The following is a 16,027-nucleotide window of genomic DNA, read 5'->3' as shown; positions in this document are numbered from 1 at the left end:
CTGCCGTGCAGGCGTCGGCGCTGCACTGAGCCGGGTCAGCACGCCGCTGTCCATGTTCAGCTCCCAGAACTCATCGCTGGAACCCCACAGCGCCAGTCGAAGTCTTGCCTCGCGATCTCGCAGCTCGCGTGCATGCCGGCGTTGCTCTTCGCGTTTGCGGCGAATGGCCAGCGCCAGGCCAAGCAAGGCCAGTATCGCGAGAAAGGCATAGCCCAGCAGCATGTTCGGGCTGTTCCACCACTGCGGCCTGACTATCAGGTTTATTTCAGCACCAGCTTGATTCCAGTAACCATCATGGTTGCTGGCCTGGACCTTGAATCGATATTGCCCGGGATCGAGGTTGGTATACGTGGCTTCGTGACGTGTACCCGCCTCGACCCAATTCTCATCGAAGCCCTCAAGCTTGTAGCGAAAGCGATTGCGTTCCGGCGCCGTGTAGTCGAGTGCCGCAAAAGCAAAATGCACGACGCGGTTGGCCTGATCCATCTCGATGGCCTTGCCCGGCACCACAACGACGGGTTTTTCTTCCCCGATCCGGATATCACTGAAGATCACCGGTGCCAGGAAGCGGCTCCCGACCACGGCGCCAGGCTTGACCAGATTGAGCCCGTTGATGCCGCCGAATGCCAGCTCGCCGCTGCCTAGTGTTGCGTACGCTGCGCCATTGAATTCCTGCCCCTGCAGTCCATCCTTGACCGAGAACTGATGAATCGCGCGCGAAAGCGGGTTGAACGAGACGATGCCGCGATTCGTGCTCAACCAGAGGCGGCCCATCACATCCTCGAGAATGCCGTAGATCGTTGCATCGGGCAGACCATCACGTTTCAGCACGCGTTCGAAGCGTGCCGGGCCGTCATCCACGCTGGCCAGATGGTTCAGGCCGCCGTGCGTGCCAATCCACATTCCGCCGTCTGCACTTTCATGGATCGCACGGACAACCCCACTGGACAGCGAAGTCGGATTGCCTCCCTCGTGACGGAAGGTGCGCACATCATCGCTATCCGGATCAATCAGGTTCAGGCCATCCGCCGACCCTGCCCACACCCGGCCCGAGGTGTCCTCGTACAAGCTGAGGATATGATCGTGCGTAAGACTGTTGGGTTCGTCCTCGTGATGCTTCCAGTTCCGCCATTCGCCAGTTGCCGGATCGTAGCGAACGACGCCGACGCTGCGGCCTGCATACCAGATGCGCCCGTCGCGGGTGATGATCAATACCCGGCGCTGAAGCTCTCGCCCATCGGCGATTTCCATCGGACTCGGTTCAAGCGCGCGCACCTCTCCACTGGCAGGATCAATCGAACCGATACCAAGATTGGAGGCGAACCAGATCAGGCCGTCTGCATCCTCGGCCAGCGACTCTATCTGCAAGACCGAGGGATACGTCACTTCGAATGCTTCGGCAATGACAGCGTCGAAATGCGTGAACTCGGATGTAGCCCGGTCAAAGCGCTTGAGTCCGTCGCCATCGGTGCCGAGCCAGATGGCTCCTGCGCGATCCTCGAGAATGGAGCGGATGTTGTTCGTGACGCTGAGTTCGCGATCGCGATCGCGATCAGCGATGTAGGTGAATGCTGCACCGGCCGGATCCAGCTTGCTCAGGCCAGCGGCATCGGTGCCCACCCAGAGAAGACCGGAGCGATCCACCATCAGCAAGGTGATGGCAGCTTGCGGAAGGTTGCCGCGCACGTCGCTGTCGGGGCGAACCCAGCGCGTGGTGTCCTGATGCCTGTCGAAGATCAACAGGCCCTGGCCGCCGACTGCCAGCCAGAGCTGGCCGGTGGAATCTTCGACAATGGCATTAACCGGGCCCTGTCCTCCACTCGACCAGACCAGGGTGGACTTGCCGATGGCCGGGTCTATGCGGTGCAGTCCCGTGGCGTTGCCAACGTAAAGCGTGTGGTCCTCTCCTTCGAACACGCTGGATGCCTGCTCCAGCGAATCCGCGGCTACACGCTCGGCAAAATTCGAACCACGCACCACTCGCCACAAACCGCTGCTGGTCGCTGCCCACATGGTTCTGTCGGCGTTCAGCAGCAAACTCTTCACGACGCCGATGGAATCTTCGGAATCCCTTGCGGTGAAGGGTTTGCGCTCGCGCGTTTTCGGATCAAGCAGGCCCAGTCCACCACGACTGCCAACCCAGAGCCCGCGTCCGCCATCAAAGCGCAGATCCGTGATCGCGTCCCGGGCATTGCGTGCCGTGGCATCCAGCGGCAATGTAAATGGTTCGAACTTGCCGGACACCGGGTCCAGTCGGGCTACGCCATTGGCTGATGTGCCGACCCAGATCTGGTTGCCCTCGCCATCTGCCAGCGCGGTGACGGCGCTATCGGGCAGACTCGCCGGATCATCGGCATCGTGCTCGTAGATCTTGAATCGATAGCCATCGAACTTGTGCAGGCCACCCTGGGTCCCGATCCAGATCCTGCCGTCATCGGTTTGCAACAAGGAACGAATCGAGTTCTGCAGCAGGCCGCTCTCGTTGTCGATGCGGTCGAAGTAGAACTCGCGCTCCAGCGCGCTGGTGCTGAAACTGCCAAGCAACAGCACAGTCGTGAGTAACCATCGCGCAGGATTGCGCCAGAGGCTGTGACGACCAGGCGCGGGCAGGGTTTGACTCATGACGCGATCACATGCTCCCGAGTTCAAGCGGCGCATGTGCGCCCGGCATCCAGTGTAGGCAATCAGGCTCGATCGTGCCACGAGTGCCGCGCCATGACAGGCGGATGGTCGCCACGCTTGGCTCGACAACGCACGCATTCGGCATGCGAGCCTCGAATTTTTCGCGCGAACGCCTTTGGCCGGCGCATGCGGCAAGCCCGTGATTCCAGACGCAATGGCGCGGGGTGCCTGCCACCGTCATGTGTTTACGAGCTAGAATTGGCTGCCTCCACCGCTTGCGTTGAAGATGACTGCCTCAAGAATCAGCCACCGTGATCTGGCCGACACCCTGGTCAGGCTCCGCGCCGGGGTCAGCGCCAGCGACCTTCATGGATCCCTTACCGGCTATCTCTGTGCCGGCGGAAAAACCACCGCCGAAGCATGGCCCAGTGCTCTCGAACTGGATGCCGGCTACTCGGGCGAGTTGATCGACGATGCATTTCCCTTGCTCTTCCGGCACTGTCGCGAGCAGCTGGACGACAGCGAACTGGGCTTCGAACCCCTGCTGCCAGGAGATGACGTGGCATTGTCCGAACGAGCCGAGGCGCTGGTCGAATGGTGTCGAGGATTTCTGGGTGGCGTCGGCCTTGCCAGCGGCAAACAGTCGTCGAATGAGCTATCGGAAGACGCGCGTGAAATCGTGCAGGACTTCAGCACGATCGCTGCTTCGAGTTTCGACTATGGCGATGACGATGAAGACGAAACCGCCCTGATCGAGGTGCTGGAATTCGTGCGGGTCGGCGTACTTCTTCTACATGGCGAACTTGCCCCCGCGCCCGTCCGGGCTGGCAATGGCGCCGCCACCAGTCGACGCCTGCACTGATGATCGACGGCAGGGAATTTTCGCGACGCCGACGACAGCTGATGCGAATGGCCGGTCGCGACGCGATCGTCATCGTACCTTCGGCACCCGAGCAACTTCGCAACAACGACGCCCATTACCCGTACAGGCAGGACAGTGATTTCCACTACCTGACCGGCTTCGGCGAACCCGACTCCGTGCTGGCCCTCGTGCCCGGCCGCAAACAGGGTGAGACCATCCTGTTCTGTCGAGAACGCGATCCCACGCGCGAACAGTGGGATGGGTACCGTGCGGGGCAGGAGGGCGCAGTCGCCCAGTTCGGAATGGACGATGCGTTTCCGATCGAAGACATTGACGACATCCTGCCGGGACTCATCGAAGGCCGCTCTCGCGTCTACTACCATTTCGGGCGGGACAGCGATTTTGATCTTGTCCTCATGGGCTGGGTCAACCGCGTGCGTTCACTGATTCGCCAGGGTGCAAGGCCTCCGCACGAGTTCGTGGCCCTGTCACATCTGCTGCATGACTTGCGCCTGTACAAGTCACATGCGGAGCTTCGCCTGATGCGCAAGTCTGCGCAGATCGCGGCAGAGGCACATGTCCGCGCTATGCGCGCAACGCGCCCTGGCATGAACGAGCACGAAGTCGAGGCCGAGCTGCTGCATACGTTTCGCAAGCACGGTGCCGTACCAAGCTACGAGCCCATCGTCGGCGGTGGCGCCAATGGCTGCGTGCTGCACTACCGCGCCAACAACTCGATACTGCGTGATGGCGACCTGCTGCTGATTGATGCCGGTGCCGAATTTTCCTGCTATGCCTCCGATATCACGCGCACATTTCCGGTCAACGGACGCTATACGCCAGAGCAACGAGCGCTTTACGACCTGGTGCTGGCGGCGCAAATCGCAGCCATCGACGAGGTGCGTCCGGGCCGGCCATTCGATGCCTATCACGAAGCTGCCGTGCGAACCCTGACCAAGGGACTCATCGAACTCGGCCTGCTCAAGGGCAGCCTGAAGTCGAATCTTGAGGAACACACGTATCGGAAATTCTACATGCACAAGACCGGCCACTGGCTCGGGCTGGACGTGCACGATGTCGGTGACTACCGCGTGGATGGAGAATTTCGCGTACTCGAAACAGGCATGGTGGTGACGGTCGAGCCCGGCATCTATATCGGGCCCGACATGAAGGGCGTGCCGGCGCGCTGGCGCGGCATCGGTATCCGCATCGAGGACGATGTCATCGTCAGCAATGACGAACCGGAAGTGATTTCTTCAGGCGTGCCCAAGGATGCCGACGAGATCGAAGCGCTGATGGCTGCGCGCTGACTCGCGTCAGCGGCCATCCACACTTGAGCGTCAGCGTTTCAGGACTGGTTCGGAGTCGCCATCATTTCGTGACCCGCGAGTACCTGCGGACGTCTGCCACCGGCGTAGCGACGTGACCAGTAGGGCTCGGACAGACTGCTTACGCTGACCCGCTTGCCACTCGAAGGCGCGTGGATGAAGCGACCGTCTTCGAGGTAGATGCCGACGTGTGAAATGCGCTTGCCGCGCGTACGGAAAAACACGAGATCGCCGCTACGCAGATCATTCCGCGCAACTTCCGTTCCAGACTTGTATTGCATGGCGGAAGTATTCGGCAACTCCACTCCGACACCGAGCTTGAACACATAGCGGACAAATCCGCTGCAATCGAACCCGGTTGAAGGCTTGCGACCGCCACGCTGGTAGCGGATATCCATGAACTGGTTGGCCAGGGCGGTCAGTAGCTGTCCCGGCGAAAAGCCCCGCGGGCTAGCCTTGCCCTGCTCTGCCTGCAACGGGCTCGGGACGAGGTTGCTCGTGTCAGCCGCCGGATCGAGCCTATCTATTCCCGTAGCCGTGATCCAGACCGGCGTGGCACCTTGTTCGACGGCCATCGCGGGCATCACTGCGAGCATGGCCATGACGGCCAGCAGTGCAGCAACCTTGTTCAGGTGATGGATTCGCATCGGTGTGCTCTCGGCTTGATCGCAAAGGGCCCCACATGATTCGGAGCGTCCCCAAGGGCGCGAAAGTACCAGAGCGCCGGCCGCCGAATGTTCAGTACTCGTTAGTATTGTGCTGCAGGGGAAGTTGAGGGCGTGAACGGCCCAAATGGAGGGCAGCCACGTACGGCGATGCCTCGTCGTCGGTCTTTTTTCGAACTCGCGGTCGCGCTCGATTCGAACGGCATCGCCTTGAGGATGGTGAAGCCTCGGGCGTGGCGAATGCCAGGTATCGGGCTGAAGCATCCCATGCAGCCTCCTTTGGTCAATCGACTGACTGCGTGTCGGGGACATGTGGCAGGTTGACTACCTGAACGCCGAGGCCAGGGCAGCAACGCTCGCCAACGCATTCCTCACTTGGCTCCAGGTGGCGTTTCATTTCCGATCCGGGAATCGATCAACCGTCGGCAAGGGATCTGGCTGCATGCTGGCGCGTCAATCGGCACGTGCATCGACCATCTTTGATGCCAACAGCCAGTTCAGCCGGGCGGCTTGTTGGGCACGACTTGGGGGAGCATAATTTCTGCTCAATCGAGCAGTTATATACATAGAGTCAATGTTTGTCGGCTTGCATCCAACAGGACGTTGAGGTCTCACATGAATGTATCCACATTGAAGGCAGCGCTCGTTCTTGTGGCGGCGCTCTCGTTTCCAACCGCAGCCGAATCTTGTGTCAAAGCCCCGTTCGTCGAGACGTGGGCGACTTACGGTAGCGCAACTTGGGTCGATGGCACTGGTGATTGCTACCTCGAATCAAGTGTGAGTGAAGCCCGCCCCAGCGCGGCGACGGTGCACTACCGCCGCGCATCGCCGCAGCTTCCATTGCGAATGAGCTTTATCGTGGATCCTCATCTGAGTTCATTGACTGCAGGTCAAGTGGCAACGCTGGCTACCGGGGTTGCCAGCGATGTGCCGGCGGAAGGTCCCTACAAGGCGAGTCTGTTCGAGATTTTTCTGACCTACGGGGCAGGCGGGATTCCGAGGATCGCCATATACGGAGCCTGCCACCAGGCCGCTGTTCCGCAAGGTGAGTGTGGCGCCGTCGTACCAGTGTCATTCTCGGATTTTCCATTGCGTATCACGCTCGAAGTGCACTTGGGGGCCGGGTCTGCCGGTCAGATCCAGGCCTGGCTTGGCGACGATGTTTCGGGGGCACCGACTCTGTCACTGGACGACCTGGACAACGATCGCTGGAGAGGTATTGATCGTGTCAGTCTGGGCTTGAGCGGAGTATCCGAATCGCTGTTCGCGACAATCGGAACGCAGCCGTTCACGTTCTCGGAGATTTCGGTCAGTGATCCCCAGCTGTTCTGGAATGGATTCGAGAGTGATCTGATTGGAAGTGTTGCCCCCAATGCAGGCGACCTTTCTACGATCCCCCTTGTCATTACCGGAAGTACGTGCGGAGGGAGCTTCGAGTTGCCCGTGATTGCGTCGGGGAGCACGCGCCTGGGCGGGCCAACCGCCATACATTCAATCACTGTGCCCAGTGCCAACTGGCGGTGGGCCCAACTGTCCTCTGCATCGCCATACATGAGCATTTTCGCCTGCCCCATGGGTAGTGGTCCGTCGGGGCCGTGCATCGACGCTGGATCCGGTTCGGGAATCGTCCGAATGCCGGGCCCGGGAACCTACCAGGTGGTCGTTGGCAGCCTGCTGCAAGATTGCGGCGCGTACGAGCTCGTCGTGGGAGGCACCCTCGGAGGCATCGAGGAGGCTGGACAATAGGACGCAGCAGCGGATTCGGAGTGGCCTGAATGACCAAGTGGCGCGATCGTCGCTGGTCCGCCGTTGAGCCGGGCAATTCTCGCTAGCGGGTGCCGGCTACGCAAGAGCAACCAATCCAGGCGGGGGCGTCGGATTCGATCTTTTCCCAGGAGGCACTTGAGGGACGATGTTTTCTTGCATCATGCAAAGGAAGTATCGCCCGAGAAGGGCCTGCTGCACGTCATGAGAAGGCGCATCTGGCTGCTAGTGCGGCGGCAGCTCGTCGTCAGCCTTCTTCTTTGCAGTTTCGTCGGCGTTCAACTCAAACCACATCGCGTTGAGGATGGCAAAGCTGCAGGCCAGGCCAACGCCGAGTATCCAGCTGAAATACCACATGCGTAAGCTCCTTCAATCAGTACAGTGAATGGGTGTCACGGACATGCTGCAAGTTGATGCGCCCGCGCAGCACGCGGTAGACCCATGTCGTGTAGGCGATTACCAGTGGCATGAAGATGACCACGGCGACTAGCATCAACCCCAGCGTGTACTTGCTGGACGAAGCATCCCAGATCGTCAGGCTGCTACGCGGATCAAGGCTCGACGGCATCAGGAACGGGAAAAGGGCGAAACCCGCAGAGAACAGGGTACTGATCACCATGATCGAGCTTGCCAGAAACGCCGTGCGATGACGCTTGCGCCGGGCCAGAACAGGGGCCGCCAGCGCCATCAGAATCGCGACACAGGCGATGCCGCAGGCCCAGCCGCCAAGGGCGCCGTCTGCAAGCCAGTTGGAGCCGACGGCCACCAACTTCAGCAACGGGTTGGATGGCGTGTCGCCCATGACCCTGCTGGTTATCGAATAGGCGTCGATAGCCACGGCCAGGCAGATTCCCGCTGTCACATACAGCCCGACAAACAGCCACGACAGCCAGCCCATCATCCGTTCGGCGCGGCTGGCGATTGGATCTTCCGACTTCACCGCGGTCCAGGCGCAGCCGTGCATCAGGAGCATGCTCAGGGATACTAGCCCCACCAGCAGCGGGAACGGGCGCAGCAAGCCGACCAGGCCACCGTTGTAGGTCATGCGCATGCTGTCGTCGAAGCTAAACGGCACGCCCAGGAACAGGTTGCCAATGGCGATGCCGAAGATCAGCGTAGGCACGAGGCCGGAGACGGTCAGCAGCCAATCCCAGATGTTACGCCAGCGGGGATCGGCCACCTTGTTGCGAAAGCTGAATCCGACCGGGCGAAGGATCAATGCGAAAAGCACGAGCATCATCGCGAAATAGAAGCCCGAGAACGCGGCGGCGTAGAGCAATGGCCACGCCGCGAATACGGCACCAGCACCGAGAATCAGCCAGACCTGGTTGCCCTCCCAGGTGGGTTCGATCGTCTCGAGCAGGGCGCGGCGCTCGCCATCGTCGCGGGCCAATACGCGAATCAGTGCGGCGATGCCCAGATCGAATCCATCCATGACGGCAAACCCGGCCAGCAGGATGCCGATCAGCAGCCACCAGACGATGCGCAGGGTTTCGTAGTCGATCACGGCTTTTGCTCCGGCCACATGCCTAGTCCATCGGGACCCTTGCGGACATATCGGACCATGAGGAACGCATCTACTACTGCCAGGGCGGTGTAGAAGATCACGAAACCGATCAGGCTGGCCCAGACGTGTGTGGCTGATACGGACGAAACTCCCAGCGCGGTCGGAAGGATGCCTTCGATGGCCCAGGGCTGGCGTCCGTGTTCGGCGACTATCCAGCCGAGTTCGGCAGCGACCCAGGGCAGAGGCAGGCTCCACAACGCCATGCGCAGGTACCATCGGTTCTTGTCGAGCTGGCGTTTGGAAGCAAGCCAGAATGAGTAGGCGAACAGGGCGATGAAATAGAAGCCGCAGGCAACCATGATCCGGAATGACCAGAACAGTACCGGCACATTCGGAATCGTGCTGTTCGCCGCATTCTGCACATCAGTCGCTGTCGCGGTAGCCGGATCAACATCAAGGCGCACCAGCAACAGGGCGTGACCAAGATCGTCCTTGTGTTTTTCGAACAGGGCCCGCGCTTCGGCATCATCGCGGTTGGCCCGGAGTTTCTGCATGGCTGCATAGGCGATGCGCCCGTTCTCGATCTTTCCGCGCGCCTCATCGACGAGTTGGTTGATACCTGGCAACACGCCATCCAGCGAACGCGTGCCAATCAAGCCCATGACCCATGGGATATGAATTGCATAGTGCGTCTTGCGCTCTTCCAGATCGGGAATGCCGAACAGGGTGAATGAAGCCGGTGCCGGCTCGGTGTTCCACATCGCCTCGATCGAGGCCAGCTTCATCTTCTGGTTTTCCGAGACCGTGTAGCCGGATTCGTCGCCGAGCACGACCACGCTCAGGGCTGCGGCCAGGCCGAAGCTGGCAGCGACCGTCATCGAACGTTTCGCGAATTCGATATTGCGCCCCTTGAGCAGGTACCAGGCACTGATCGAGAGCACGAACATCGCGCCCAGCACATAGCCCGCGCTGACCGTGTGCACGAATTTGGATTGGGCGACCGGACTCAGGATCAGCGCACTGAACGAGGTCACCTCCATGCGCATCGTGTCGATATTGAATTCGGCACCGACCGGATGCTGCATCCATGCGTTGGCAGCAAGAATCCACAGCGCCGACATGCTGGTCCCGAATGCGAGTAGCCAGGTCACCATCAGGTGCTTGATGCGGCTGAGCCTGTCCCAACCGAAGAAGAACAGGCCGACGAAGGTCGCCTCGAGGAAGAACGCCATCATGCCTTCGATGGCCAGTGGCGTGCCGAACACATCGCCCACGTAGTGCGAGTAGTAGGCCCAGTTGGTACCGAACTGGAATTCGAGGGTCACCCCGGTGGCCACGCCCATCGCGAAGTTGATGCCGAAAAGAATGCCCCAGAACTGGGTCATGCGTTTCCAGATCTCGCGTCCGGTCATCACGTAGACCGACTCCATGATCGCGAGCATGAACACCAGGCCCAGGGTCAATGGCACGAACAGGAAGTGGTACATCGCGGTAAGCGCGAATTGCAGACGCGAGAGGTCCACTACGGTGTGGTCGATCATCGCGAAGACTCCGTCGAAGAGGGGGCTGAAAAGTGCCGCTCGATCGCGGTAGGTGAAGTATCCGCCCGTGGCAACGGCCGGATCACGAATGCCCAGAGCAGGGTCAGGAGAGCCAACTTGATCACGATGATCAGGGCGAACTCCAGGCCAAAGCGTCTCCCGCCGCGTCCGCGGAACCAGGAGAGTGAACTGTCTTCACGAACATCCGGCATCAGGGGGTGCACCTCGGACGACAGTCTAGCGTCTATCGCCGTACTGCCGCCGATTTCCGCGACGCGGTGCCACAGCTTCTTGTCAGAGCAGGCACAAAAAACCCCGCACTGGGCGGGGTCAATTGCTGTTGTGCCTGGTCCGTGGCATCCGGGGTGGACTGCGTCGAGTCCTGCACCGGTTAACGGTCGGTTCCCTTGACCTGAAATGGCAGCCCCGGATGGATTCGAACCACCGAATGTCTGCGTCAGAGGCAGATGCCTTACCGCTTGGCGACGGGGCTATTGGCTGATTAGCGCTTCGAGTACTGGGTCGCGCGACGTGCCTTGTGCAGACCGATCTTCTTGCGCTCGACCTCGCGTGCGTCACGCGTCATGAAACCGGCCCGGCGCAGTGGCGACTTCAAGTTCTCGTCGTACTCGACCAGGGCGCGGGCAATACCGAGGCGAATTGCGCCGGCCTGTCCCGTGGTGCCACCGCCGGTGACGCTGACGAGAATGTCGAACTTCTCGGTTGCCTCGACGAGCTGCAGCGGCTGACGCACAATCATGCGTGCAGTCTCGCGGCCGAAGAATTCATCAAGGGCCTTGCCGTTGACGGTGATGGCGCCGCTGCCCTTGCGCAGGTAAACGCGTGCTGCGGAGGACTTGCGTCGGCCAGTGCCGTAGTTCTGCTGAATCGCTGCCATGACTATTGATGCCTGATGGAATTAGATATCCAGCACTTGGGGCTGCTGGGCGGTATGCGGGTGGTTCGGGCCGGCGTAGACCTTGAGCTTGCGATACATCGCGCGGCCCAGCGGGTTCTTCGGCAGCATGCCCTTGACCGCGATCTCGATGACGCGCTCCGGATGGGAAGCGAGCATGTCCTTCAACGAGGTCGTCTTCAGGTTGCCGATGTGGCCAGTGAAGCGGTGGTAGTTCTTGTCATTCAGCTTGTTGCCGGTGACAGCAATCTTCTCCGCATTGACGACGACGAGGAAATCGCCGGTGTCGACGTGGGTCGTGAAGATAGGCTTGTGCTTGCCCTTGAGGCGGCGAGCAAGCTCGGTCGACAAGCGGCCAAGCGTCTTGTTGGTTGCGTCGACTAGGTACCAGTCGCGCTTTACGCTTTCTGGCTTGGCGCTGATCGTCTTCATATCAAAACCTTGTTGCCCGGAAAAGGGCTGGATGCGGCGAAAGGCGCGGGAGAATATAGGATCCTCACGTGCCACGCAAGTCCGTGCGCATAAAGTGGTGCTGGCGCAGCGAGCCGTGAATGATAGCATCAAGCCATGGCCGATACGACCCATGGGACAACTGGCAGTTCAATTGAGGCCTTGGCCGACCAGTGCGTCATGTGCGGCCTGTGCCTTCCGCACTGCCCCACCTACCACCTGGACCAGCACGAAGCCGAGTCCCCGCGCGGCCGCATCGCTCTTGCCCGACAGCTCGCGAGTGGTCAATTACCTGCTTCCGAGGCCTCCATGGCCCATCTTGATCGCTGCCTGGGCTGCCTCTCCTGCCAGTCGGTCTGCCCGTCGCAGGTTCGCTACGATGACATCCTGATTCAGACCCGCGCGTTGCTCGCCCCGTTGCGGCGGGGCCCCGGCAGCGGACCACGCTGGCTCGGCCGTCCCGGAATCCTGGGTCGGCTTGGAGTGGTCAGTGCCGCCTTGTCGGCCCACCGCTGGTTGCCCGGACTATCCAGACTGCTTCCGGCGGGATCGACTCTGCGGCGCCTCGCGGCCGAAACACCCATGGCACCCTCGCCACTGCAGCGAGCGGCCGCGCCCAGGAAGCATGATGCAGAACGTGCACCGGTTGCCCTGTTTCCGGGCTGCGTGGCCAGGACTTTCGATCGCGACACGCTGGCCGCCGCCCGCGTGCTGCTCGAAGCGCTTGGCCACGAGGTGGTCATGCCGAAAGACGCTGTCTGCTGCGGGGCGCTTGCCTTGCACGCGGGTGATACCGAGGCAGCCCTTGCCACGGCGCAATCCACGACCAGGGCCATGCAAGCCTGTGGTGCCCCGACCGTACTGGTGAGCGCCTCCGGCTGCCTTGGAAGCTTGCGTGATCACGGCTTGCGGGATTCCGGAATGGAAATCGCCGACATGCTCGGCTTTCTGGCCAGCCACGCCGCCATTGATACGCTGTCTTTCCGCGCACTGCCGGGCCGCGCAGCCGTGCACCTGCCGTGCACGCAGCTCAGCGTCGGATCCGGCGCCGGACCCATTCGCGCCCTGCTCAGCCGAGTGCCGGGCCTGGAAGTTCTCGAGCTTCCGAGGCAGCCGGGCTGCTGCGGTGCCGCCGGTCGCTATTTCATCGACCAGCCCGATCACGCCGATCGCCTGCGCTCGGAAAAGATCGGGCAGATTGCCGCACAGGCCCCGGATTGGGTCCTGACATCCAACATCGGTTGCCGGATCTTTCTCGGCAATGGCTTGCGCCAGGACGGATCGAAGGTTCCAATCCTGCATCCGTTGACCCTGCTCGCTCAGCAATTGGAGATCGACCGTCCATGATGCCCCGCCCGCTGTCCCGATTTGATCGTATCCTCGTTGAAATTGAACGCGCGCTGGGCACGGCGCTGGATCCCCGGCCCGCCGCAAGCCGGCCATCGCCGGCCCGGGCCGTCGACGAACAAGCCCTTGAAGAGCCGGAGCGCCGCCATGCTGCAGGGCTGATGCGCGTCAATCACGTCGGCGAAGTGTGCGCACAGGCACTGTATTCAGGACAGGCCGCGGTAGCGCGAGATCCGAAGATTCGCCATCAATTGCTTGAGGCGGCAGCCGAGGAAACCGACCACCTGGCCTGGTGTGGCGAGCGCCTCCAGCAACTGGGCGACCGGCCCAGCCTGCTTAATCCACTCTGGTACGGCGGCGCCTATGCCATTGGCGCGGCAGCCGGCCTGGTCAGTGACCGCCTCAGCCTGGGCTTTGTGGTGGAAACGGAACGCCAGGTCGAGGCACACCTGGAAGGTCACCTGAGCAAGCTTCCGCAAGCCGATCAGCGCAGCCGCGCAATCGTCAGCCAGATGAAACAGGACGAAGCGCGTCACGCCGACCAGGCACTGGCGGCCGGCGGCGTTGTCCTCCCCGACCCGGTCAAGGGCGCCATGCGCCTTGCCGCCAACCTGATGCGCGCGGTGGCTTACAGGATGTAGGGGAGCGGGGTACCGGGAAAGGAGAATCGGAAAAGCTGTTTTGCGTCGCAGGTGCCGGCTTTGGCCGCAATGCCCTGGCACGGCGCGGCTTTCAACAGCCGAACGGCTGGTCAAAGGCATCACGGGTGAAGCCATTCCCAGGAAAGAAGTCGAGAACCCTCGACCCCTTTACATGCCCTACTCCCGACTCCAGGCCTTCGGGCTCCCGGCCCTCAGGTCAGGTTGCGACCGTGGAACAGTTCTTCGATCTCGCGGCGCAGCAGGGCACCGATGCGCTGGCGCTCCTTGTACGACAGATCGTCGGAATGCGCTTCGAACAGGTAGGTATCGAGGTTGAAGTCGCGGATATGCATCTTCGTGTGGAACATGTTTTCCTGATAGACGTTCACGTCGAACATGTCGTACTTCTGACGAATGTGCTTGGCTAGGTATTCCTGCACCGAGTTGATGCGGTGATCCATATAGTGCTTGCGGCCTTTCACGTCACGCGTGAAGCCACGCACGCGGTAGTCCGCGATGACAATGTCCGACTCGAAGCTGTCGATCAGGAAGTTCAGCGCCTTGAGAGGCGAAATCACGCCGCAGGTGGCCACGTCGATGTCGGCACGGAACGTCGCAATGCCGTTGTGCGGATGAGTCTCGGGATAGGTATGGACAGTGATGTGGCTCTTGTCCATATGCGCGACAACGGCACCTGAAATCGTGTCGCGGCCCAGCTTCTCGACCACCGGCTCCTCGGAAATCAGGATGGTGACGCTGGCGCCCTGCGGATCGTAGTCCTGGCGTGCGACGTTGAGGATGTTGGCGCCGATGATGTCGGCCACGTCGGTCAGGATGGTAGTCAGGCGCTCGGCGTTATAGGCCTCATCGATGTACTCGATGTAGCGCTGGCGCTGATCTTCCGACACCGCGTAGCAGATATCGTAGATGTTGAAGCTCAACGCCTTGGTCAGGTTGTTGAAGCCCTGCAGGCGCAAACGGGGAATGGGTTTGACCACGGTGTAATTCTCCAGCCCGGACCCCGGGGAAACGGCGCGCATTATGGGCCAATAAGGCAAGTGAATAAACCTTCGCCAGCCAAACCCCGGCTGCCGCTGCCATCCCGGCACCCGTCGCAAGCCGGAAATCACTTTTTCATGTCTGCCTGCTTGCGGCCTGTTCAGACTGGCCGGAACGACGTTTCGTGTACTCGGGAGTCACCTTGTCGCACAGCCCCCAGGCCGAGGCCACCGTCGCCAGGAGTGAAGTTTCACCTCCCCTGCGCGAACGCAGAAAGGGAGCTGCCGACATCTGGAGGCCAATTTGCAATAAGATTGGTGTCAGGCTGCGAATCAGGGGCGCAGTCGATGGAATTTTCCAGTCGGTTATGCGCTTTGTAACCGGCGCCATGGGAGAAGCATGCGTGAAAATGGCAGATTTTCGTTACACCCTGCAGCGGAACGTTTCCAAGGTGCAGGCACCCGCGTCGCTGATCCCGGACCGGGAAGCGATGGAGAAGTTTCTCGGCATGTGTCATCGCCGGCGCTATCCGAACAAGACCGCGATCATTCGGCCTGGCGACTCCGCGAACATCCTTTACTACGTCATTGACGGGTCGCTTACGGTCTCTTCGGAAGACGAGGAAGGTCGCGAGCTGATCCTGACCTACCTCAATCGCGGTGAATTCATCGGCGAAATGGGGCTCTTTGTCGAAACGCCGCGTCGCGAAGTGATGGTGCGTACGCGCACGCCCTGCGAGCTGGCCGAGATCGGCTACGAGCGCATATTCAACCTGTTTGAAGGCCCGTTGCGCGACGAATGCCCGAAGATCCTGTTCGCGATTGGCTCGCAGCTGACCAACCGCCTGCTTCACACCAGTCGCAAGGTCAGTCGCCTGGCTTTCATGGATGTCACCGGTCGCGTTGGCAAGACCCTGATCGACCTGACCAACGAACCGGATGCGATGACCCACCCGCTGGGTACGCAGATCCGAATCTCGCGACAGGAAATCAGCCGGATCGTGGGTTGCTCGCGCGAAATGGTCGGGCGCGTGCTCAAGCAGCTCGAGGAGCAACGCATGATTGACGTGTCCGGCAAGACCATTGTGGTGCTGGGTCGCCGCGCCGAACCGCAGTAAGGCTGTCGCCGCGCCGGCGGCCACACACACACGCTCAGAACCAGTTGACCTGCCGCGCATCACGCCCCAGCGCGCGGCGAACGCGTAGCACCGTGCGCACGTCGGCGTTGACCAGCACCGCTTCGCGTGCGCGCTTGAGCATCGGAATGTCCCGCGCGGAATCGCTGTAAGCCAGATCCCAAGGCTCCTCGATGCCGTGCTCGGCGATCCGCACGGGCTTGGCCGCTCCGATGTTGTGCACCAGCTTGCGCATGCCAAATCTGCCGGC

The 16,027-nt window shown here is 61.2% G+C and carries 15 protein-coding genes, 1 tRNA gene and 1 pseudogene; 6 read left to right on the top strand and 11 right to left on the bottom strand.

The genetic code is table 11. The annotated features are described in order from the left end of the window. The coding region (locus tag WBP53_RS15705) for a ligand-binding sensor domain-containing protein (RefSeq protein ID WP_423930595.1) at positions 1–2,622 on the bottom strand (2,622 nt) is incomplete at its 3' end. A gap of 286 nt (positions 2,623–2,908) precedes the next feature. Between WBP53_RS15705 and WBP53_RS15700 the strand changes: the two genes are divergently transcribed. Together WBP53_RS15700 and pepP are read left to right on the top strand one after the other, a co-directional pair. Then, complete coding sequence (locus tag WBP53_RS15700; RefSeq protein WP_423930593.1) at positions 2,909–3,484, top strand: UPF0149 family protein; 576 nt, start codon at positions 2,909–2,911, stop codon at positions 3,482–3,484. Then, positions 3,484–4,794, top strand: a complete 1,311-nt coding sequence (pepP, locus tag WBP53_RS15695) for a Xaa-Pro aminopeptidase (RefSeq protein WP_423930591.1) — start codon at positions 3,484–3,486, stop codon at positions 4,792–4,794. The genes WBP53_RS15700 and pepP overlap by 1 nt, the downstream gene beginning before the upstream one ends. A 38-nt stretch (positions 4,795–4,832) precedes the next feature. On the opposite strand, the gene WBP53_RS15690 is transcribed toward pepP, so the two are convergent. After that, complete coding sequence (locus WBP53_RS15690; RefSeq protein WP_423930589.1) at positions 4,833–5,459, bottom strand: C40 family peptidase; 627 nt, start codon at positions 5,457–5,459, stop codon at positions 4,833–4,835. 795 nt (positions 5,460–6,254) lie between these two features. Between WBP53_RS15690 and WBP53_RS15685 the strand changes: the two genes are divergently transcribed. Continuing rightward, entirely contained in the window at positions 6,255–7,223 is a 969-nt protein-coding gene (locus WBP53_RS15685; RefSeq protein ID WP_423930587.1) for a hypothetical protein, read from the top strand. A gap of 243 nt (positions 7,224–7,466) precedes the next feature. Here WBP53_RS15685 and cydX read toward each other — a convergent pair whose 3' ends face one another. The 7 genes from cydX to rplM all read right to left on the bottom strand — a co-directional run bounded on the left by cydX (position 7,467) and on the right by rplM (position 11,637). After that, positions 7,467–7,598 (bottom strand): cytochrome bd-I oxidase subunit CydX, encoded by a 132-nt coding sequence (gene cydX, locus WBP53_RS15680; RefSeq protein ID WP_423930585.1) that lies wholly within the window; start codon positions 7,596–7,598, stop codon positions 7,467–7,469. Between the two features lie 16 nt (positions 7,599–7,614). Then, on the bottom strand, positions 7,615–8,748 hold the full coding sequence (gene cydB / locus WBP53_RS15675; RefSeq protein ID WP_423930584.1) for a cytochrome d ubiquinol oxidase subunit II: 1,134 nt from the start codon (positions 8,746–8,748) through the stop codon (positions 7,615–7,617). After that, a complete protein-coding gene (locus WBP53_RS15670; protein ID WP_423930582.1) occupies positions 8,745–10,289 on the bottom strand; it encodes a cytochrome ubiquinol oxidase subunit I in 1,545 nt (514 codons plus the stop codon). The genes cydB and WBP53_RS15670 overlap by 4 nt, the downstream gene beginning before the upstream one ends. Next, positions 10,286–10,501, bottom strand: a complete 216-nt coding sequence (gene cydP / locus WBP53_RS15665; protein WP_423930580.1) for a cytochrome oxidase putative small subunit CydP — start codon at positions 10,499–10,501, stop codon at positions 10,286–10,288. Before cydP ends, WBP53_RS15670 begins: the two co-directional genes overlap by 4 nt. A gap of 206 nt (positions 10,502–10,707) precedes the next feature. Then, a tRNA-Gln gene (locus WBP53_RS15660) sits at positions 10,708–10,782 on the bottom strand. A gap of 9 nt (positions 10,783–10,791) precedes the next feature. Then, positions 10,792–11,187, bottom strand: coding sequence for a 30S ribosomal protein S9 (rpsI, locus tag WBP53_RS15655; protein ID WP_423930578.1), 396 nt, complete (start codon positions 11,185–11,187; stop codon positions 10,792–10,794). Positions 11,188–11,208: 21 nt separating this feature from the next. Then, positions 11,209–11,637 (bottom strand): 50S ribosomal protein L13, encoded by a 429-nt coding sequence (gene rplM, locus WBP53_RS15650; RefSeq protein ID WP_423930576.1) that lies wholly within the window; start codon positions 11,635–11,637, stop codon positions 11,209–11,211. 135 nt (positions 11,638–11,772) lie between these two features. On the opposite strand from rplM, the gene WBP53_RS15645 reads away from it, so the two are divergent. Both WBP53_RS15645 and coq7 read left to right on the top strand, forming a co-directional pair. Continuing rightward, positions 11,773–13,002 carry a (Fe-S)-binding protein gene (locus WBP53_RS15645; RefSeq protein WP_423930574.1) on the top strand — a complete coding sequence of 410 codons (1,230 nt, stop codon included), beginning with the start codon at positions 11,773–11,775 and terminating at the stop codon, positions 13,000–13,002. After that, positions 12,999–13,643, top strand: a complete 645-nt coding sequence (coq7, locus tag WBP53_RS15640; protein WP_423930572.1) for a 2-polyprenyl-3-methyl-6-methoxy-1,4-benzoquinone monooxygenase — start codon at positions 12,999–13,001, stop codon at positions 13,641–13,643. Before WBP53_RS15645 ends, coq7 begins: the two co-directional genes overlap by 4 nt. Before the next feature lie 212 nt (positions 13,644–13,855). Here coq7 and speD read toward each other — a convergent pair whose 3' ends face one another. After that, positions 13,856–14,641: an adenosylmethionine decarboxylase gene (speD, locus tag WBP53_RS15635; RefSeq protein ID WP_423930599.1), complete on the bottom strand. Its 786-nt coding sequence runs from the start codon at positions 14,639–14,641 to the stop codon at positions 13,856–13,858. A 410-nt stretch (positions 14,642–15,051) separates the two neighbouring features. Here speD and crp point away from each other — a divergent pair, with 410 nt between their 5' ends. Then, the gene (crp, locus tag WBP53_RS15630; RefSeq protein ID WP_423930597.1) at positions 15,052–15,759 is read left to right on the top strand and encodes a cAMP-activated global transcriptional regulator CRP; all 708 of its coding nucleotides are present in this window, start codon (positions 15,052–15,054) and stop codon (positions 15,757–15,759) included. Positions 15,760–15,793: 34 nt separating this feature from the next. Here the strand turns inward: crp and WBP53_RS15625 are convergent. Beyond that, positions 15,794–16,027: pseudogene (locus tag WBP53_RS15625) on the bottom strand (haloacid dehalogenase-like hydrolase); the annotation flags it as partial.

Origin of the sequence: Dokdonella sp. (assembly GCF_049593775.1) — a bacterium.
In the GTDB taxonomy this organism is placed as follows: Bacteria; Pseudomonadota; Gammaproteobacteria; order Xanthomonadales; family Rhodanobacteraceae; genus Dokdonella.
Note: the sequence above shows the minus strand (reverse complement) of the source record. Positions and strands in the feature narration are given on the sequence as shown.